This window comes from Acinetobacter sp. RG5 (assembly GCF_031844265.1).
GTDB lineage: Bacteria > Pseudomonadota > Gammaproteobacteria > Pseudomonadales > Moraxellaceae > Acinetobacter.
Map to the genome: position 1 here is coordinate 18,278 of NZ_JAUZUV010000014.1, position 21,609 is coordinate 39,886.

The following is a 21,609-nucleotide window of genomic DNA, read 5'->3' on the forward strand; positions in this document are numbered from 1 at the left end:
GCTATTCCATGATGATGTAGCCCTCTGCCAAGGACAAATTTGCATCATCAGCCTGACTGAATTTGCGCAAAACAGCATCCAGTCAGTTGGTATCGATATCCATATCGAGGATCAGTTTAAACCTGTGTCAGGATCAAAAAACCATTTTCAGTGAATACAATTGGCTAGCAGAACATTTCCGATCATTTTCATCAGGATTTACAGCGATAGAGGATTATTTTTTTGTACAAAATACAAACACGGCTAAACCGCACAAATCTGTACAAATTTTCACCCAAATTTCAATCTAAAGGCATATTTCGTTGACTGAAATGCGCTGAAAGACGATACTCTCAATGTTTTTATTTAAGCAAATCGGTTCAAAGAGGCTGGGCCAAAAGTTCGGTCCTCAGAAACTCAATCCAACGCAAGGGGCTATATATGGCTGGTGGAAAGTCAACTATCATTTACACACTGACCGACGAGGCGCCATTACTGGCGACTTATTCTCTGCTGCCGATCATTGAGACCTTTACTAAGCCAGCTGGCGTTGAGATCGTCAAAAGTGACATCTCTGTAGCTGTGCGCGTGCTCTCCGAATTTACAGATTACCTAAGCGAAGAGCAAAAGGTGCCTGACACTCTAGCTGAGCTAGGTCGTCTTACACAAGATCCAGACACGAACATTATCAAACTCCCAAATATCAGTGCTTCTGTTGGCCAGCTAACAGCGTGTATCAAGGAACTTCAGTCTAAAGGCTATGCAATCCCTGACTATCCTGAAAACCCGACCACTGAAGAAGAAAAAGCAATCAAGGCACGTTATAGCAAATGTCTTGGTTCAGCAGTAAACCCTGTTCTACGTGAAGGTAATTCCGATCGTCGTGCACCTGCTGCCGTTAAAAACTACGTGAAAAAACACCCTCATTCTATGAGCGAGTGGAAACAGTGGTCTCAAACTCACGTTTCACACATGGACGAAGGTGACTTCTACCACGGCGAAAAGTCAATGACTTTAGACCGCGCCCGTGATGTGAAAATGGAATTGATCACCAAGTCTGGTGAAACCATTGTTCTTAAGCCAAAAGTTGCGCTTCAAGACGGCGAAATCATCGACTCAATGTTCATGAGCAAGAAAGCACTTTGCGACTTCTACGAGAAAGAACTTGAAGACTGTCGTGAAGCGGGCATCCTGTTCTCTTTACACGTTAAAGCAACCATGATGAAGGTATCTCACCCAATCGTATTTGGTCACTGTGTAAGAATCTACTACAAAGAAGCATTCGAAAAACATGGCAAGCTTTTTGATGAGCTTGGCATTAATGTCAATAACGGTATGGCAGGCCTTTACGAGAAGATCGAGACACTTCCAACTTCTCAACGTGAAGAAATCATCCGTGACCTGCACGCTTGTCAAGAACACCGTCCAGCATTGGCGATGGTTGATTCTGCAAAAGGCATCACTAACTTCCACTCTCCTAACGACGTCATTGTAGATGCTTCTATGCCTGCAATGATCCGTGGTGGCGGTAAAATGTGGGGCGCTGACGGCAAACCTTACGACTGTAAAGCAGTTATGCCTGAATCTACATTCGCGCGTATTTATCAGGAAATGATCAATTTCTGTAAGTGGAATGGCAATTTCGATCCAAAAACCATGGGTACTGTACCGAACGTTGGTTTGATGGCGCAAAAAGCTGAAGAATACGGCTCACACGACAAGACCTTCGAGATCTCTGAAGCCGGTGTTGCAAACATTGTTGATCTTGAAACTGGCGAAGTGTTGATGTCACAAAACGTGGAAGAAGGCGATATCTGGCGTATGTGTCAGGTGAAAGACGCACCAATCCGCGACTGGGTGAAACTTGCAGTTACTCGTGCACGTAACTCTGGCATGCCGGCAATCTTCTGGCTTGACCCGTACCGTCCACACGAAAATGAACTGATCAAGAAAGTTGAAAAATACCTGAAAGATCATGACACCACTGGTCTTGATATCCAGATCATGTCACAAGTACGTGCAATGCGTTATACGCTTGAACGTGTTGCTCGCGGTCTAGATACCATTTCTGTAACAGGTAACATCCTGCGTGACTACCTGACTGACTTGTTCCCGATCATGGAATTGGGTACATCTGCGAAAATGTTGTCAATCGTGCCATTAATGGCAGGTGGCGGCATGTACGAAACAGGTGCAGGCGGTTCTGCTCCTAAACACGTACAGCAGTTAGTTGAAGAAAACCACTTACGTTGGGATTCACTCGGTGAATTCATGGCGTTGGCGGTATCTTTAGAAGAAATGGGTATTAAAGAAGGCAATGACGACATCAAGTTACTTGCTAAAACTTTAGATCAAGCGACTGGCAAATTGCTAGATAACGATAAGTCTCCTTCTCGTCGTACTGGCGAATTGGACAACCGTGGTAGCCATTTCTACCTGGCGAAATTCTGGGCTGAAGAACTTGCTGCTCAAGACGAAAATGCTGAATTGAAAGCGAAATTTGCACCACTTGCAAAAACTTTAGCTGAAAATGAAGAGAAAATCGTTGCTGAGCTTGCAGCAGTTCAAGGCAAATCAGTAGACATCGGCGGTTACTACGCAGTTGATCAAGAAAAAGTAAATGCAGTGATGCGTCCAAGTGCAACGTTGAATGCTGCTCTTGCTTCAATCTAAGTTGATACAAAACTGACGGTGTCAGTGATGTAGAAAAAACCGGCGTTTAGGCGCCGGTTTTTTATTTATTGCCATTTCATATCAAATAAAAAATCTTAAAAAGCTTATTAGGTAGACTTGCTATTTCTTTCTAGCAATATAATAGTTTTAGGTTTTTTAATATTTTTATATTTTACGTTAGCTTCATTAATTTTTTTTATGAAATCAACTGCATCTTTAAGTTGATCTTCAAGTACTAAGCATAGTAATGCTAGTGCAATAAACACCACTGAAATAAAAATAAATCCAATACTAACAAAAACTTGAATGCTGCTAGAATAACCAAGTACCAATAAAAGCACCATACCTAATGAAGCAAAAACAAAATAACCTCCTATTAATACATAACGCCGAAAGGTGGCGTTCAAAGACAAAAATGGCTTAACAGATAAATCTTTAGAGATATTTAATGTTTGCCCTTTGGTATAAGAAATATAATTAATCCCTTGATCAAACAAAAAAATCATATGATCAAAACTAACCAAATAGTTCTGATGAAACTCAATTAATTTATTTACCAAGTTATGATCAACATTCGGACTCTTTGCAAGATCCTGCGCTGCTCTATCTAGTACTAACTGATTAACATTTCCACTGTCATAATATTTCTCAAAATATTGAATACTTGATACAAGCCTATCTGAAATCTTTTTATGCTTTAGGTTTGTTATTTCATGTCTTTTCAAAAACAATGTAATAATAGTTATCATCACCCCTGCCATCGGTGCAACAAGCTTCCAATCCATTTCCATCTATTAACCACTACGCAATCAATTAAGCTAGAACTATGATTTATCATTAGATTTTAATAATGTGAAGTACTTATTATTCAAATAATTTATTTCAGGCAATAAAAAACCCCAAGACTGAATATGCTTGGGGTTTTCTAGAATTTTGGTCCCGAGGGTCGGACTCGAACCGACACGTCATCTCTGACAGCGGATTTTGAGTCCGCCGCGTCTACCAATTTCACCACCTCGGGAGTGGATGAAAGGTATAATACGCGATTTCTCAGCACTGTCAACGCAGAATATTTACATTTGTTTATTTTTAAAACAAATCGCATTTTTTCGTTTTAAAATCGAGCAATTCCCGCCATAAAAAAGAAAAAAGTTTATACTAGCCGCAGTTTTTTTAGCGTAAATCATCATGCAACTTTCTGATTTTAATTTTGATCTCCCTGATGAGCTGATTGCTCGCTATCCACTGGAAACACGCAGTGCCTCTCGCCTGCTGCACCTCGATGCTCAAGGTCAATATCATGACCATCAATTTACCGACATTTTGGATTTACTTGAAGACGGCGACTTATTGGTATTAAACGACACCAAAGTCATGAAGGCCCGTTTAAAAGGTAAACGTGCTTCAGGCGGTGCAGTAGAAGTGCTGGTTGAACGTATGCAAGATCGCTTTATTGCCTACTGCCATATCAAGGCCAGTAACACTCCGAAAGCCGGTGCAGAACTTTTTATTGGCCCAGATGCTGTTAAAGTCACGGTACAAGGCCGTCATGAAAACTTGTTTATAGTAGAATTTTCACAACCAATTCTAGATGTGCTGGATCAATACGGCGCCTTGCCAATTCCGCCTTATTTCAACCGTGAAGCGGAAGAGATTGATACTGAACGTTATCAAACTGTATTTAATGACCCGACCAAACTGGCCAGCGTTGCAGCACCTACTGCCAGCCTGCATTTTGATGCCGATCTGCTGGCAAAATTGGAAGCCAAAGGCATTCAAAAAACTTTCGTAACCCTGCATGTTGGCGCAGGTACTTTCCTGCCAGTGCGTACCGATGATATTCAAAATCACATCATGCACAGCGAATGGTGCGATGTCCCTGAAACTGCGGTCGAGATGATTCGCCAGACCAAAGCGCGTGGCAATAAAGTTATTTCCGTAGGCACAACTGCCACCCGTGCAGTCGAAAGTGCAGCGCAAGCACATAACGGTGAACTGGCAGTCTGGACAGGTGATACCCAGATTTTCATTTATCCAGGTTATCAGTTCAAAGTAGTCGATCGTTTGATCACCAACTTCCATTTACCAGAATCAACCCTGTTAATGCTGGTGTCTGCCTTGTCCAACCGTGACAATATTCTCAATGCTTATAAGCATGCAGTAGACAGCAAATATCGCTTCTTCAGTTATGGCGATGCCATGCTGGTTGATCAGGCGAAATAAGCGAGAACCATTGCCCATGCCGATCGAGTCTGTACAACAGTCCATTCATATTCGCCGCAAGAAGAATGCAGTGGTGTTTCAGAATATCGCTCGGCTTTGGGATCTGGGTCAACAGGCAAAAACACATCAGCAACTGCTGAACGGGCTGCATCCCTGGAATGGCCCGATTACGCTCAAGTTTGAAAATAACCTGCCGCTTGCGCTTGCCGGAATTGGGCTTTTTCTGATTGGCAGCATTTTTATTGCGCCGGGAAATATCTGGATTCAGAGCAGTGTTTTTCTCGGCTGTCTCTGCATTTTCTGGGCTTATATTTGCTACGAACAGCAGCAGCCCTTAGAGGAAGTCATTGCTTTTCTGGAAGAACAAGCACTGGCCAAGAAATATCAGCTTGCCTTTCAAAAACAGCCACAGCATATTTCTATGCCACTTAATCCCCTACACTTTATCCGGCATTTAAAACAATTATTTCCAGTATTCAACCAAGGTTCGTTGAGTAATGAAATTCAGCGTTATGCCAGCACGGTATGGGAAGACGAAAACGGCCAGCAACATCAGGTACTACTCTTCCAATACCACTATATTGATGAAGTGCAGGCCCGAAACAAGGAAGGCCAGCCAGTCAAACTGATGCAGGTCCATAAAGACCTGTGGGGCGTGTTTGTTTTTGATATCCAGATTCAGGGACTGGCCGTTACGACTTCCAGAAAGAAATTTTATTATCCTTATAGCCATCCCTGGCACAGCAGCGATATTCGCACCAATCAGCGCTTAAGCTTTTATGGCAGCGATATGCTGCAAACTGCCAAATTACTCAGTCCGGGTTTTGTGCTGCGACTGGCCGATTTTTTTGAACAGCGTCAGGGAGATTTACTGTTTCACCCAGAAAATAAAATACTGTGCTATCTGGGGCCACATGATTTATTTCAGGTATCGAGCAAGCAGCAGAATATTAGCGATATTTCCACATTGCGCGGTCATCTGAGAACGTTTAAATTAAAACAGCTCGAAAACTTACAACATGATCTGCTGCAGTTTTTAAAATAAATTTTTCGCATCATTTTTAAAATATAGATATAGCTTGGGGAGATCTCGGATGGGATTTTTGATTTTATGTTTGGTCATTGTGGCACTGATTGTCGCGATTATCATGATCCGCAACAGTATTGTCCGTCATCATAACGCCACGATTCGCGCTTGGTCGGATGTCGCCAGTTATGAACGGCAAAAACTGAAAATTCTGGATGGGCTGCAACCGCTGGTCGAGCAATACTCGAGTTTCGAAAAAGGTACGCTAGAAAAAGTCACCGAACTGCGTCAGAACATCATGAATCTGAATATCAAGGATGCCGATATTGGACAGTTACAGCGCATTGAAAGCCTGAATAAACAGTTGATGCATAGCCTGAATGTGGTGATTGAAAATTATCCGGAACTGAAAGCCAATGACATCTATCTGAAAATGATGGCTGAAATTGAAGAACAGAATGAAAATGTCGGTGCGGCGATTACCATTTATAATCGCAATGTCGAACTGTTTAACAACCAGATCCAGATTTTTCCGCACAACATCATTAACAATATGTTGCTCAGAAAAAAAGTGGTACGTCCATTCCGTGATCAAAGCGTGACTCAGAATTTTGATTACCGTCCGAACTTTCACTGAGTGAACAGCAAGATCTGATAAAATTTTGCATCCTTGGCGCATCACCTTATTATAAAAACAGCCAAGGATGCGGCTGTACCTGTCTAAAACTTATAAAATAAAGAATAAAAATTATGCTGGATTATTTAGAGCGCTTGCAACAGACGCTGGTCGAGGAATTTTATCGGTTATACGACCATTATTAGGATGATGAAATCTATGCCTGTAGTCTGGTCTTTGACGAATTTTTACTGCTGGATGATCTGGCCATCTCGACTGAACGCAGTATTTTTAAAGATCCGGAAGATCCTCAGCAATATCTGGCGGAACAGGATCGCTGGAATGTCCGGAAATGGCGTTATCGGGCCCACACTTCGCCCGACTCAGGACTCATCCCCTTTAAAACCTTGCTGGCCGATTATTTTAAAACTCAACACAGCTTTGGCCATCCGGTATTGGCACAGCAAAAACAGCTGCACGCGACGCATCTGGATTTATTGCTGGATAGTTTTAAACAGGCCAAACATCGTCTTTCTGAGGCTTATGGTCTGGATCTGGATAGCATCCTGTTTTTCATGAGCCTGCCGACCCAAGTCGAATTTGAATGCCAATCTGCGCAGACCCTGAATCCTGAGCATATTCATTTACAGAAATTTCTGGCATCCAGACAAACTACTCATTTACCGGCCATGCAGAAACGCTTGAAACTCTCGCAAAACGACAAGGATATTCTGATTGATCTGGAGCAGATGCTGGTAATGGAACCTTATGATTATCTGCAAGTGGCGCAAGATGCCTATTTGCTGACCTTGGAATCCTACTTTGTCGATAGCAATATTTATATCCAGAAACTGATCCAGCATATCGCCGCAATGGCCTCGGAACCTGATGGCAGCTGTGCCCTTAGCCGGGAAGATATCCAGCAGCGCTTGCAGCAGTTTTCTACCCATTCACCAATTTCCCCGGATGTTCCCTAGCTTCAGCGATAAATAAAATTACAGAGCGAATGCTCTACAATGCTGGCGTTTAGCGTAAGAATCAAGGAAAATAGCGCCCTTTAGCTATAACAATCAGCGAACTGTTTTTTCGCCTTGATGTGGAACTCCTATGAAGTTTGAAAAATTAGGTCAGTCGGGCCGTGCCCGTCGTGGTCGTTTAACGCTTGAACATGGTGTGGTGGAAACCCCGATGTTCATGCCTGTGGGTACTTATGGTACGGTCAAGGGCCTGTTGCCACGTGACATTAAAGAGATCAAATCTCAAGTCATTCTGGGCAATACCTTCCATTTGTATCTACGTCCAGGACTGGATGTAATTCGTGAACATGGCGGCCTGCACGGCTTTATGAAATGGAATAGTCCCATTTTGACCGATTCAGGCGGCTTTCAGGTCTTCAGTCTGGGCGCAATGCGTAAAATTAAAGAAGAAGGTGTGACCTTCCGCTCGCCGATTGATGGTTCAAAAGTATTTTTATCTCCTGAAATTTCAATGGATATTCAGCACACGCTGAACTCTGACATTGTAATGATTTTTGATGAATGTACCCCGTACCCTGCGACGCATGAAGAAGCGCGAAAATCTTTGCAACTTTCTTTACGCTGGGCCAAACGCTGTAAAACCCAGCATCATGAGGTGCTGAAAAACCGTAATGCGCTGTTCGGGATTATTCAAGGCGGTATGTATGAAGATTTACGTGATGAATCTTTAAAAGGCCTGCTTGAAATCGACTTTGATGGTTATGCGATTGGCGGCCTGTCCGTGGGCGAACCAAAAGAAGAAATGATCAAGGTCCTGGATTATCTTCCAGAAAAAATGCCTGCAGACAAACCGCGTTATTTGATGGGTGTCGGCAAGCCTGAAGATATTGTGGAAGCGGTGCGTCGCGGTGTCGATATGTTTGACTGCGTAATGCCAACCCGAAATGCACGTAACGGTCACTATTTTGTGACAGACGGCTTGGTGCGAATCCGTAACAGTAAATACCGTCATGACCAAAGCCCGCTCGATCCGCATTGCGACTGCTATACCTGCCAGAATTTCACCCGTGCGTATTTATTCCATCTTGAGAAATGTGGGGAAATGCTCGGCTCAATGCTCGGTACGATTCATAATCTGCGCTATTACCTGCGTTTGACTGAAGCGATGCGTGATGCATTAGACAACGGTACATTTGACGAATTTGTTCATGACTTTTATGCCCGCCGCGGCCTGGAAGTGCCACCTTGTCCGCAAGATTAATCCATCAGCATTTGCGCTGAGGAAAAAGACAATGTAAATTGCAAGAATATGTCAATTTATTATCGAGTTGATCACCAGTTTTTTATTTTAGGAAAATGTAATGAGCCTTTTTATTTCGACTGCTCACGCTGCAGGTGAAGCTGCACAACAACCAAGCATGATGGCGAACCTTTTGATGATTGCTGTTTTTATTGCAATCTTCTATTTCTTGATCTGGCGTCCTCAATCTAAACGTGCCAAAGAACACCGTGCTTTGGTCGACAGCCTTGGCGTTGGCAGTGAAGTGGTATTTGCAGGCGGATTAATGGGCAAAATCACCAAGATTGAAGGTGACTTCGCAGTGGTTGAATTGAGCCGTGGTGTAGAAGTCAAAGTTCAACGTGCAAGTGTGATCTCAGTCCTACCTGAAGGCACTTTAAATAACCTTTAATCAAAAATAGTCGTGCCCTCGCACGACTTTTTCATTTTAAGAAGAAAACGAATGCGTTACCCAGCATGGAAATATGTACTGATCCTGGTTGTCCTGGTGATCAGTACCTTATATGCCCTGCCAAGTTTGTATCCAGATGAACCTGCTGTACAGATTTCGGGTGCCAAAGCCGGTACTCAAATTGATGCAAGCATCGTACAAAAAGCAGAGCAAATTTTAAAAACTGAAAATATTGCCACTCATGACAATAGCTTTGGCAACAATGCAGCCTTATTACGTGTAGATTCAAGTGAATCGCAACTTAAAGCCAAAGAGGCTTTACGTCGTGGTTTAGGTGATGATTACGTGGTTGCACTGAACCTTGCCCCGACCACCCCAGAATGGCTGCAAAAAATTGGTGCCAAACCAATGAAGCTCGGCCTGGATTTACGGGGTGGTGTTCACTTCTTGCTTGAAGTGGATATGGACAAGGCCATTTCCCAGCGTATGGAAACCTCTGCGACGGATCTACGTCGTCAGTTGCGTGATAACAACCTGAAATTTAATAGCCTGAATTTAAGCAACAACACCATTGTGATGCAGTTTGCCAACAATGATGACCGTTCTGCAACGATGGACTTCTTGCGCCGTAATGGCAATGAGTTTACCCAGCAGGCTGTTGCGACCGAGACCGGTTCGACTTTACGTTTGAACTATACCGATGTGCGTAAGCAAGAAATTGAATCTTATGCAGTCAACCAGAACTTGACCACTTTACGTAACCGTATTAACGAGTTAGGTGTCGCAGAAGCACTGGTTCAAACCCAGGGCAGCAACCGTATTGTGGTTGAGCTTCCTGGTGTACAGGATACCGCTGAAGCGAAACGTGTCTTGGGTCGTACCGCGAACCTCGAGTTCCGTCTGGTGTCTGACCAGAATGATCAATACATTGATCCATATACCGGTCAGGCTACAGGTGCATTGCCACCAGGCACAGAAGTCTTTGCTTATGAATCACTGGACAGTGGTCGTCAGCTCCTGTTGAACCGTAACCGTATCTTAACCGGTGAACGTGTTCAGAATGCATCAAGTGGCTTTAGCCAGGACACAGGCGGTGCTGAAGTTAACATTACCTTGGACAGCGCAGGTGGCAAACTGATGTCGGATGCCACCCGTAATGCGGTCGGTAAACGTATGGCCGTCTTGTTCATCGAGAACAAGCAGCGCATTAATTATGTGGAAGACCCTGCGACCGGCACTCAAACTGAAGTTCGTACCCCGTATACTGAATCTGTAGTGATTAACGCTGCAACCATTCAGGCAGTACTGGGTTCTCAGTTCCGTATTACTGGTCTGGACTCACCGCAAGAAGCTGCTGAACTTGCCTTGATGCTGCGTGCAGGTGCGTTGGCTGCGCCAATGTACTTTGTAGAAGAACGTGTGATTGGTCCAAGTCTGGGTCAAGAAAACATCGACAAAGGTGTACTTTCAACTCAGATCGGTTTCCTCTTAGTCGCAATCTGGATGGTGGTATTCTTCCGTCTGTTTGGTGTGATTGCCAACTTTGCACTGGTCTTTAACCTGGCGATGATTCTGACAGTCATGTCTTGGATTGGCGCTTCCCTTACCCTTCCAGGTATTGCCGGTATCGTCATTACCATTGGTATGGCGGTCGATGCCAACGTACTGATCTGTGAACGAATACGGGAAGAAATGAAATGGGGGGCTTCGCCAAAACAGGCGATTGTTGCTGGTTATGATCGTGCCTATAACACCATTTTCGACTCGAACTTAACCACATTCCTGGTGGCATTCATTCTGTTCGCGATTGGTACAGGTCCGATCAAAGGCTTTGCCGTAACCCTGATGATTGGTATTGTCTGCTCGATGTTTACTGCAATTACAGTAACGCGTGCCGTGGTACAGCTCATTTATGGCAAAAAACGTAACTTGAAAAAGTTGAGCATTTAAGGAGATCACTGATGACTGAAAATACTCAACTGAATCAAAAACAGTACGGTCGCCCGGAAGACGAACGCATTATTCCGTTTATGAAGATTGCGATGCCTGCGGCATTGTTTTCAATCCTCTTAACCGTTGCAAGTATCTTCTTTATTGCCACCAAAGGCCTGAACCTCGGTTTAGACTTTACCGGTGGTGTGGCAGCCGAATTAAACTATACCAATCCGGTCAAACCTGAAGATGTCTCCAAGGCATTGAACCAGGCAGGCTTTAATGATGCTGTGGTTCAGACTTTAGGTTCTGAACGTGACCTGATGGTGCGTATGCCGGTTCAGGAAGATATCGAAGCTGAAGACCTGACCAAAGCTGTTACAGCCGCAGTTCAACTGCCAAATAATGCGGCAGAAGTACCGAAGGTTGATGTCGTCGGTGGACAGGTCGGTAATGAGCTCTATGTCCGTTCTGGCGGTGCTGTGGCACTTGCGCTCCTGCTGATGCTGGTCTATGTCACCATCCGCTTTGAGGTCAAGCTGGCTATGGGTGCAGTATTGTCACTGTTCCATGATATCGTCGTTACCCTCGGGATTTTTGCGATGATGCAGTGGCCATTTGACCTGACTGTACTTGCAGCACTCCTTGCAATCATCGGTTTCTCACTGAACGATAATATCGTGGTCTCTGACCGTATCCGTGAGAACTTCCGTAAGATTCGTGGTGCAGAACCGGTCGAGATTATCAACATTGCCCTGACTGAAACCCTGCGTCGTACCATTCATACCTCTATGACCTTATTGCTGGTGGTGCTTGCCATGATGCTGATGGGTGGTGATGGTCTGAAATGGTTCTCGATCGCGATGTTTGTCGGTGTCTTTGTCGGGACCTATTCGTCGATCTATATCGGTACGGCCTTTGCCTTGTGGCGTGGTCTGAACCGTCAGGACTTTATTGTTCAGGTGAAGCCAGAATTTGAAGACGAGAACCAGATTCCATAATCTGTTCTGTTTCATGTTCATCGTTCAGCCCGTCTTATGATGGGCTGAATTATTTCTGCCGTTTGAATATGTGGCAGTGGGAAGAATCGCAATGACTGAATGGGTTTTCTCAATATCGGTTTTTTGAAAAATCACCTTTCTGCTTTCATCCAGACTTTGGAATTCATAATGATCCCGAGCTTCGCTCACCAACTGCAAAATGAGCTGCAGGCCATTGACCAGATACACACAGAGTATGCCTGCAGTGGATAACTCGGCCTGTTTGTCACAAATCAGCCACCAGCCCGGTTTTAAGCTGGGAAAATAATACGACCCTGCTACCTGAATCGCATAATGCTGTGATTGCAGATGAAAAATATCCTGATTGAATGAGAGCGGTGAATCCAGGGAGATAAGTGCAAATGCCTGCTGTTCTATTACCTGCATTTGAAATAGTCTGCCTTGCTCTGGTATTGAAACTAATTCAACTTTTGGTTCAACCGACTGATCTAGAATGAACACATCTAGACCCAGTTGTTGCTCCAGTTCCCTTGCAGCCTTCTCCCCGATCTGACGTTTGCTATTCAGCAATTGCGCAATATATGAAGCAGACAAGCCAAAATGTTCACAGATCTCTTTGCCGGTTTTAAATTGCTGCGTCTCGATCAGCAGATCAATCACCTTGGCCAGATTATTTCGTCTACGTTCAAATATTTCGGTCGCGCTCATTTTGGTTTGCTGGTCTGTTTTTTATCCATGTGATTCAAATACCTTACAATAAAAAAGCCCACAATTGAATTGCAGGCTTTTTAAACTTACATAACGGGAATTAAGTACCCTGTACCAGACGGCGTGCGCTGATAATTCCTGGCTGCTGCTCAAGACGGGCCAATAGCTTGGAAAGTTGTGCCAGACCTTTGACTTCAATCAGCAGCTTCATATTAGCAATACCGTCCGCTTCCGAAATGGTATTCACCTGACGGATATTGATCTGATCCGAGAAAATCACTTGCGTCAGATCTTTGAGCAAACCGCGTCGATCATAAGCTTCCACTACAATCTGTACGCTCTGACCACGAGTCGGCTGCATTTCCCAATCGGCTTCTACCGCACGCTCAGGCTCTTGGGTGATCATGCGGACATAGTCCGGACAAGCGACTTTATGAATGCTCACACCACGATTCAGAGTGATATAGCCAGCAATCGATTCACCATGCACCGGTTGGCAACATTGCGCGACATGCAATTCCACGTTATCCAGACCGTCGATCAGAATCCCGTGCGCTGACAGCGTATGACTGGCACGCGGGTTCAGGGCAGGTTTTAGCACCAGTTCAGGTTCGTCCTGATCCAGATGCATGTGACGATTCACCTGATTAATCAGGGCATGCAGGCTGATATCACCATTGACCAGATTGACCAGAATATCATCACCGGTTTTGACATTGAAGTGGTTGCAATAATCACTCAGATCAATCGATTTCGGGTGAATTGCCAGACGTGACAATTCTTTGTTCAGTACTTCACGGCCGACTTCCAAGTTCTTGCTACGATCCTGCTGACGGAACCAGTGACGCAACTTGTCTCGTGCCCGGGCTGTCTTGATATAACCCAGCGAATTAACCAGCCAGTCCCTGTTCGGTTCCCGGTCTTTTTTGGTCAGAATCTCGACCTGTTCACCGGTTTTCAGGGTATAGGTCAGCGGCACATAGCGCTGATTCACCCGTGCAGCATAGCACTTGTTCCCGACTTCGGTATGCACATGATACGCAAAGTCGAGTACGGTCGAATCACGTGGTAGCTCTTTGATATCGCCATCACGGCTAAACACATAGATCTTTTCGAAGCCTTCAAAATCTTGAATATGCTCAAAATTCTCTATTTCATCTTCAGATTCTTTATGTGCACTGCTTTCATTACGCTCCTGATAATGCTCAAGTACCGCACGTAAGGAATGTAGACGATGGTTAAAGGAGCGATCTGTCGTTTTTGCACCTTCTTTATAATTAAAGTGTGAACACACCCCAAGTTCAGCTTCGTCATGCATTGCATGGGTACGAATTTGCACTTCAAGTGACTTGTTCTCGGCAATTACTGCTGTATGTAAAGAACGATAGCCATTGGCTTTCGGGTTGGTAATATAATCATCAAACTGATGCGGAATATGGCGCCAGATCTGATGCACAATACCTAAAGTGTGATAACACTCCGGTACGCTTTTCACCAGTACCCGTAAAGCACGAATATCATAGAGCTGGTCAAAGCTCAGGTTCTTGCTTTTCATTTTTCGATAAATCGAATAAATGTGTTTCACCCGGCCATTAATTTCAGCTTCGATACCATGTTCGGCCAATTCATTGCGTAATTTATCAATCACAAACTGAATATACTGTTCACGCTCCAGACGCTTTTCATTCAGTAAGGAAGCAATTTCTTTATAACGTTCCGGCGCAAGATAACGGAACGCCAGATCTTCCAGCTCCCATTTCAGCTGGGCAATGCCCAAGCGGTGTGCCAGTGGCGAGTAAATGGTCAGAATTTCTCGGGCCACCCGTTCCTGACGCTCACGCGAGGAATTGGCCAGTTCACGCAAGGCATAGGTACGTTCGGCCAGCTTGACCAGAACAACCCGTACATCTTCGGTGACCGAGATCAGCATTTTGTAAATGCCAGACAGATGTTCACGCTGGTTATTATTGAAATGATCTTCCAGGCGTTTATTTTTTTCGATCAGCTCAGACAGCTTACCCATGGCAAGCGTACCTTTGACCAGGCTATGCACCTGTTCGCCGAACTGTTCCAATACTTCACTGAGTGGCATGACGCCTTCACGAACAGCACGATACAGCATGGCTGCGGACAAAGTATCTTCATCGACATGCAGATGCGCCAGAATATCCGCCATCTCAATACCAGTATAAAAGGTATTGGAGCGGTGCTGAACCGTACTTTGCAGCTCTCTTTCTAATGTTAAGTGGGCGACTTCTTCGAGCTGCGTTAAAGGTGCGCCATCTAATATGCCACGAACCCGATCCAACCATTCAGTCAGATCCTGGTGTGCTTGTTCGGCATGTTCTACAGTCGTCTCCTGTGACAACTCATTGAGTCGTCCAGGGAGTTGCTCACGTACTGTGACCATACCCGTCTCCTACTTTTAAAAACATCATTTCTTTAATCGTTTATTTGATTTTCTTTTTCGAACAATGCGATTGATTCAACATGTCCAGTATGTGTAAACATATCCATCACGCCCGCTTGGGTGAGACGATAGCCCTGTTGTACCAAGAGTCCTGCATCTCTGGCGAGTGTCGCAGGATTACATGACACATAAACGATTCTTTTAGCTCCAAACTGAGGGATATAATGCATCACTTCTTCTGCCCCGGCACGTGGCGGGTCGATTAATAATGCATCAAAACCTTGATTTGCCCAAGTGTGGTGCGAGAAATCTTTGGTTAAATCTTGTGAATAGAACGATATTTGTGCAATACCATTGTTTTTGGCATTTTCCGCACCACGTCGAACCATTTCATCACTTCCCTCGACCGCAATCACCTGACCCGACGCACCAACACAGCGCGCCAGCGGCAAAGAAAAGTTTCCTAATCCACAAAACAGATCCAGAACCCGTTCACCCTGTTCTAGCTGAAGCAAATCACATGCCAATCGTACCATTTGCGGATTGATGCTTGAATTTACCTGAGTAAAGTCCAGAGGATTAAAGCCGAATTTCACATCAAAGTCATCAAGACCATAGTGTAAGCGTGCAGATGCTTCTGGATCATCTATCCGCGAGAGCGTTTCTTTGCCGGCAGGCTGCAGATACAGTTGCCAGCCTTTCTGTAACGTAAATTCGCGCAATTGGTTGACATCATCGGCAGATAATTTTGCAGTTTCACGCACTAACAGCGCAATGTCCTGATCCCCCATGGCCAATTCTATATGACCGATGTCAGCCTTACCATTGAGACCTTGCAGCAATTGTTTAAGACCTGTAACCGAGCCAAACTCGCGATCCAAGATCATACAGCGATCAATCGACGTGAGTTTGTTGGACTGATTTTCACGAAAGCCCACCACCAGCTGATCCTTGGAAGGCAGATAACGCACCCCGATTCGCGCTTTACGGCGATAATCTTCACGTTGTGAACGTAAAGGCGGTAGCCATTGATCGGGCTGGATTCCAGCAAAATGCTGAAGATGCGATTTCAGCACATTCTGTTTCAGTTCAATCTGCGCATCCGCAGCGATATGCTGCATATTACAGCCACCGCAAATCCCAAAATGTGCACAGATCGGCTTGATGCGAATTTCGGAAGCTTCGCTGAGTAATTCAAGACTGTCAGCTTCTTCCAGTTTTTTAACTTCACGGGTAATGCGAGCACGCACGGTTTCACCGGGCAAGGCATAACGGATAAAGACTTTCTTGCCGTGTTTATGCGGTGGATGATCCGGGTGTGAACCATAATGAGCGATGCCACGTCCCTCATGCGAAAGTGACTCAACCTGAAAAATGTACTCGGGTTGCTGGGTAGGACGTGTGTGTGCTCGATGCTTCATGAAAACCTAGGATGTGGGAGTTGGAAAATCAAAACGGGTAAAGTCAGTTCTTTGTGACGTTTCACGCCAAACCGATAAAAAGTCCGCATGCTGCGGTTGGGTATGCAAATATTGAATCGTACTGTGCAGCAAATGCTGATAATCCGGCAATAACAGCTGTCCTTTTAACAACAGCCAGCGGATATAGACCAGCCAGGTATTCAGCACATCGCCTTCACAATAAGAGGTCAGTTCGGTCCATTGCTGATTGCGGACATATTCAGGAACCCGATAGGCCCCGTCACCGCGTTTACCCGGATAACCCAGCAAATGTGCAACATCGTCCAGCTTCTGGAAATGACGCGCATGGAACATGGCCATCACATCCATTAAGTCGACATGACGATGATGGTAACGATTCTGGTAGTTATTATAACGCTTTTGCGTGTCAATTTCGCCCTGATCGAATAGACTCGGTGCAGAGAGTCCATGATACATGGCACGGTATAAAATCACCGGTAAATCAAACTGTGAACCATTCCAGCTGACCAGCGTCGGATGACGCTTATCAAAAATCGATAAGAATTTTCTTAAAATTTCCGCTTCAGAATGCTGTTCCCGGCTAAAAGAAAACAGCTTCATGCCCTGCTCATCGATCCATAAACCGGAAATACAGACAATTTCATGCAAGGGCGGACGCTGAAAATCAGAGCCTGAATCCTGACGGCGCAGTTTGGTCAGGGCCTGATCCAGATCTGCTTCAGGCAAGTCCAGACCAAATAAATGCGCGCCTGATTTGAGATCGGTTTGGGTTTCAATATCGAAAGTTAAAACAGGCAGGCGCATAACACAGTGCTCAAATAATTATTCAGAATCTTGCACAGAGAATAACCCTGTAGACAAGTAACGGTCACCACGGTCACAAATAATACACACAATGACGGCATCCGGATGTTCTTCCGCCAGCTTTATGGAAGCCCACACCGCACCACCAGACGAAGTACCAGCACTGATGCCTTCTTTCTGCGCCAGCTTGCGCATGGTTTTTTCAGCTTCAATTTGTGGAATATCAATAATACGATCCACGCGACTGCGGTCAAAAATAGTCGGCAGATATTCTTCCGGCCAGCGACGGATTCCGGCAATGCTTGAACCATCAGATGGCTGTAAACCCACGATCTGAATCTCCGGATTCATTTCCTTCAGATATTTCGAGACACCCATAATAGTGCCGGTTGTACCCATAGAACTGACAAAGTGGGTAATCTTGCCACCGGTTTGCTGCCAGATTTCAGGACCTGTAGTCAGATAATGTGCTTCGACATTATCCGGATTACCAAACTGGTTCAGTACCAGACCCACGCCATCATTTTGCATTTGAGCGGCCAGATCACGTGCACCTTCCATGCCTTGTTCTTTGGTGACTTCAATCAGCTCGGCACCATAAGCACGCATCGCATCCTTACGTTCCTGACTCATATTGTTCGGCATGATCAGCTTCATTTTATAGCCACGCATCGCTGCGACCATCGCCAATGCAATCCCCGTATTTCCGCTCGTTGCTTCAATCAGGGTATCACCCGGCTTGATCTGTCCACGCTTCTCGGCCTGCATGATCATATTATAGGCCGGACGGTCTTTGACCGATCCTGCCGGATTATTGCCTTCGAGTTTCGCGAGTACTGTAGCTTGAGTGTGACTTACCAGACGCTGTAAACGCACCAGTGGCGTTTTGCCGACATAGTGGTCTAACAAAAATTCATCTGCTTGAAAATCGGGGGTGGTATTACTCATTGTATGCACCTATATCGAGGTGCGGCTATTGTATGAAAAAATGCTTTTCCCTGCATCCATTTAGCAAGGCTTTTTCAGAAAACTCACTAAAACTCACACACTATCAAGCCATAAACTACATTTCCCGATAATTTAGCCAGGTGAAGCAGCTCGCTAATGAAGATGAAAATACTATTTCAGTCTGGCACTTTTACAGATTGAAATTTCGTGCGTCTTAGTCTTGCTGTACCTGAGCAAAATTAACTGAAATCTCTTGTATTTTTAACTGCTAATCCGAAGCTTTATAAAAATTATGCTTAAATTTTAACTGTCGATTTAAAGCATGCTAATATGCCAGGCATAAAGAAAATACTGCTTAAATCATGTCAACGATCAACAAAAAGCTGTTTAAACGCCTACACTTAAATCATGCCTATGGACAGCTGATTGCGCTGATTTTTGTGCCGATTACCATTTTGGCCTGTGTCGGTGCCATGCTGGTGTTGACTGAGACCTCGAATGCCGCACGTGCCCAGCAGAAGCAGATGGCCATTGCGATTCTCACCCGTTTTCAAGGCACCTCAGAATATGCACTGGATATCTTGAATCTGTATCCATGGCAATATGACCAGGCTCACAACTCCATGCAGAACATGCTGAATGAAAAGCATCTGGTTCGGGCAGCAGTTCTGGATGAAAATGGCAAGAGCCGTTTGGGCATTGGTTTTCAGGAACAGGCGCCTTGGCCAGAATTTGAGAAAAGCGGCAATTTTGTTGGTCCGATTCTGCATCAAGATAATCATATCTATGCCATTAAAGTGAATGAAAACACTTTTTCTACCGGCTGGCTGGCGATCGAACTGGATAACCAGCCGCTAGTAATTGCCCGTTACCGAGTACTGATCGTACTGATTGCGACCGGATTACTGACCTTATTATTGTTATTACTTTGCTTGAATTTCTACTCACGGCGCTGGATCGCCCCAATGTATGAGATTCGCATGCAATTGCAACGCCTGAATGCCGATACCCTCGGCCAGCATATGGTGATTAACAGCACCGGCGAGCTGCGTTTATTGCAACGTGATATCGCCAATGTGGTGAAACGTTTGCATTTCAGCTTTCTGGAACTGCGTGAACATACCGAACAGACCGAAGACGATTTACGCCGCACCCTCGACACTTTAGAAGTCCAGAATATTACCTATCGTCAGGCACGCGACCAGGCGATCTCGGCCAACCAGGCCAAGTCGGTGTTTCTGGCCAATATTTCCCATGAATTGCGCACCCCGCTGAACAGTATTGATGGTTTTATTCATCTGTTGTTACGTCAGGGCAATCTCAGCAACGAGCAGAGCCTGTATTTGCAGACCATTCGTAAGTCTTCGGCGCATTTGCTGGCACTGATCAATGATGTTCTGGATTTTTCCAAAATTGATGCCGGCAAACTGGAACTGGAAACGGCACCTTTTGATCTGGAAGAAGCGATTTTTGATGTGATGGACATGTTGTCACCTCTGGCAGCACAAAAACATATTGATATGGCCTTCTATTATGCAGATGGTGTGCCAAAACACATTATTGGTGATGCGCTACGATTTAAACAGATTCTGACCAACCTGATTTCCAATGCGATCAAATTCACTCCGGATGGAGAAATCATTGTCCGGGCACGCATGGAACATGATGGAATGGATCAGTGTGTGCTGCATTTTAGTGTACAGGATAGCGGCATTGGCCTGAGTGGTACCGACCGTAAAAAGCTGTTTGAGTCCTTCTCGCAGGGTGATACCTCGGTGACCCGTCAGTTTGGCGGTACCGGTCTTGGTCTGGCAATTTCCAAACAGCTGGTCAGCCTGATGCATGGCCAGATTGGTTTTGAAGACAATCAGGAACGTGCTCCAACCGAAAAAGGCTCTACTTTCTGGTTTACTGCCCAGTTCCTGGTCGATGAAGATACCGTGATTGAGCATCCAGATTTTAGCGAATTGACCGTGGTGTCTTATCTTGCACATCCGGCAACTGCGAATGTGCTGCGGCATTATCTGGAAAATTATCAGGTTAAACATATTGAATGTGCATCAATTCTGGATCTGTTTAGCCGTCTGAATCATTTACAGAATAGCGAAAATACCTGGCTGATCGTCGATCATAGTGGTGACAGTGAGGTCTTGTTACGCGAAATCCGTTCACGTTATCAGGGTCATCTGGCTGTCTATGGTTATCAGATGCAGCTGGATCCAAGCATGCTCAACGACCATCGTGCCCGTGCCCTGCATCAGCCACTCAGCCGCACCGCCCTGATTCAATTACTCGGCAATCAGCCGGTCTTCGATCAGGAACAGCATGAAGAATTTAATGGTCAAGGCCTGCATATTCTGGCCGTGGATGATCATTTGCCGAACCTGATTGTTCTGGAAGCCTTACTGGGCGAACTCAATGTCACCACAACCAAAGCCCTCAGCGGGCAGGAAGCGATCGATATTATTCAGCGCCGTTATGAACAGGAACAGCCGGCATTTGATCTGGTCTTTATGGACATTCAGATGCCAGTCATGTCGGGGATCGATACCACCCGTGCTATTCGCTCGCTGGAATCAACTTTTGAAAATCATAGCCGTCTGCCGATTATTGCACTGACGGCACATGCGCTTTCTGATGAAAAACATAAACTGCTGCAAAACGGCATGGATGATTATGTCACCAAGCCGATCCAGATCGAGCAGATTATCCAAATTTTGACGCACTGGACTACCGAGCATTTTAAACGGATTCCGGTACTGGAACGCGCCAATGTGATTGATGCACTGGATCCAAATATTCTGGACTGGCAGCAAAGCCTGCAACTGGCAGCCAATAAAGAAGATCTGGCGGTAGACCTGTTACGCATGCTGGTAGACAGCTTTGCAGATGAACTCGATGAAATGCAGCAACTGATTGAACTGGAAGATTTTCCACAACTGGAACATGTGCTGCATCGTTTATATGGCGCGACCCGCTATGTCGGTGCACCGACTTTGCAGAAAGTCACCGGTGGCTTTGAACAGTTCGTTTCAACCCTGCGCAAAGAACGCCGTAAGGCCGATGAAAACTTTGTTCAGGACGTGCTGAAATATTTTGATGAACTCAAAGCCGTGGTTGAACAGGTTGAACAGGCTGCCCAGCAAATTTTGAAGCAACATTTGAATTAAACCTCTGA

Annotated in this window: 15 protein-coding genes, 1 tRNA gene and 1 pseudogene; 10 read left to right on the forward strand and 7 right to left on the reverse strand. The window is 45.1% G+C overall.

Annotation, left to right across the window (positions count from 1 at the left end; genetic code table 11):
• Positions 1-420: 420 nt before the first annotated feature.
• The gene (locus Q9R21_RS11480) at positions 421-2,652 is read left to right on the forward strand and encodes an NADP-dependent isocitrate dehydrogenase (RefSeq protein ID WP_311204525.1); all 2,232 of its coding nucleotides are present in this window, start codon (positions 421-423) and stop codon (positions 2,650-2,652) included.
• 107 nt (positions 2,653-2,759) lie between these two features.
• On the opposite strand, the gene Q9R21_RS11485 is transcribed toward Q9R21_RS11480, so the two are convergent.
• Positions 2,760-3,443 carry a hypothetical protein gene (locus Q9R21_RS11485; protein WP_311204526.1) on the reverse strand — a complete coding sequence of 228 codons (684 nt, stop codon included), beginning with the start codon at positions 3,441-3,443 and terminating at the stop codon, positions 2,760-2,762.
• 143 nt (positions 3,444-3,586) lie between these two features.
• Positions 3,587-3,673: transfer RNA gene (locus Q9R21_RS11490), tRNA-Leu, on the reverse strand.
• Between the two features lie 167 nt (positions 3,674-3,840).
• Here Q9R21_RS11490 and queA point away from each other — a divergent pair.
• The 8 genes and pseudogenes from queA to secF all read left to right on the forward strand — a co-directional run bounded on the left by queA (position 3,841) and on the right by secF (position 12,119).
• A complete protein-coding gene (gene queA, locus Q9R21_RS11495) occupies positions 3,841-4,875 on the forward strand; it encodes a tRNA preQ1(34) S-adenosylmethionine ribosyltransferase-isomerase QueA (RefSeq protein ID WP_153566544.1) in 1,035 nt (344 codons plus the stop codon).
• 16 nt (positions 4,876-4,891) lie between these two features.
• Positions 4,892-5,920: a hypothetical protein gene (locus Q9R21_RS11500; protein WP_311204527.1), complete on the forward strand. Its 1,029-nt coding sequence runs from the start codon at positions 4,892-4,894 to the stop codon at positions 5,918-5,920.
• A gap of 49 nt (positions 5,921-5,969) precedes the next feature.
• The gene (locus tag Q9R21_RS11505; protein WP_071851643.1) at positions 5,970-6,539 is read left to right on the forward strand and encodes a LemA family protein; all 570 of its coding nucleotides are present in this window, start codon (positions 5,970-5,972) and stop codon (positions 6,537-6,539) included.
• A 113-nt stretch (positions 6,540-6,652) separates the two neighbouring features.
• A pseudogene (locus Q9R21_RS11510) lies at positions 6,653-7,495 on the forward strand (DUF4303 domain-containing protein).
• Between the two features lie 130 nt (positions 7,496-7,625).
• Positions 7,626-8,756, forward strand: a complete 1,131-nt coding sequence (gene tgt / locus Q9R21_RS11515) for a tRNA guanosine(34) transglycosylase Tgt (RefSeq protein WP_311204528.1) — start codon at positions 7,626-7,628, stop codon at positions 8,754-8,756.
• Positions 8,757-8,856: 100 nt separating this feature from the next.
• Positions 8,857-9,186: a preprotein translocase subunit YajC gene (gene yajC, locus Q9R21_RS11520; RefSeq protein ID WP_004645158.1), complete on the forward strand. Its 330-nt coding sequence runs from the start codon at positions 8,857-8,859 to the stop codon at positions 9,184-9,186.
• 51 nt (positions 9,187-9,237) lie between these two features.
• Entirely contained in the window at positions 9,238-11,136 is a 1,899-nt protein-coding gene (secD, locus tag Q9R21_RS11525; protein WP_311204529.1) for a protein translocase subunit SecD, read from the forward strand.
• 8 nt (positions 11,137-11,144) lie between these two features.
• Positions 11,145-12,119, forward strand: coding sequence for a protein translocase subunit SecF (secF, locus tag Q9R21_RS11530; protein ID WP_171066787.1), 975 nt, complete (start codon positions 11,145-11,147; stop codon positions 12,117-12,119).
• Between the two features lie 24 nt (positions 12,120-12,143).
• Here the strand turns inward: secF and Q9R21_RS11535 are convergent, their stop codons facing one another.
• From Q9R21_RS11535 to cysM, 5 genes are all read right to left on the reverse strand, one after another.
• On the reverse strand, positions 12,144-12,827 hold the full coding sequence (locus Q9R21_RS11535; RefSeq protein ID WP_195725604.1) for a hypothetical protein: 684 nt from the start codon (positions 12,825-12,827) through the stop codon (positions 12,144-12,146).
• Positions 12,828-12,927: 100 nt separating this feature from the next.
• Complete coding sequence (locus Q9R21_RS11540) at positions 12,928-15,237, reverse strand: bifunctional (p)ppGpp synthetase/guanosine-3',5'-bis(diphosphate) 3'-pyrophosphohydrolase (protein ID WP_044110572.1); 2,310 nt, start codon at positions 15,235-15,237, stop codon at positions 12,928-12,930.
• A gap of 32 nt (positions 15,238-15,269) precedes the next feature.
• Positions 15,270-16,658: a 23S rRNA (uracil(1939)-C(5))-methyltransferase RlmD gene (rlmD, locus tag Q9R21_RS11545; RefSeq protein ID WP_311204530.1), complete on the reverse strand. Its 1,389-nt coding sequence runs from the start codon at positions 16,656-16,658 to the stop codon at positions 15,270-15,272.
• A gap of 6 nt (positions 16,659-16,664) precedes the next feature.
• On the reverse strand, positions 16,665-17,483 hold the full coding sequence (locus Q9R21_RS11550; protein ID WP_005098085.1) for a 3'-5' exonuclease: 819 nt from the start codon (positions 17,481-17,483) through the stop codon (positions 16,665-16,667).
• An 18-nt stretch (positions 17,484-17,501) separates the two neighbouring features.
• Entirely contained in the window at positions 17,502-18,431 is a 930-nt protein-coding gene (cysM, locus tag Q9R21_RS11555) for a cysteine synthase CysM (protein ID WP_005098086.1), read from the reverse strand.
• A 362-nt stretch (positions 18,432-18,793) separates the two neighbouring features.
• Between cysM and Q9R21_RS11560 the strand changes: the two genes are divergently transcribed.
• Positions 18,794-21,601, forward strand: a complete 2,808-nt coding sequence (locus tag Q9R21_RS11560) for an ATP-binding protein (protein WP_311204531.1) — start codon at positions 18,794-18,796, stop codon at positions 21,599-21,601.
• Positions 21,602-21,609 lie beyond the last annotated feature (8 nt).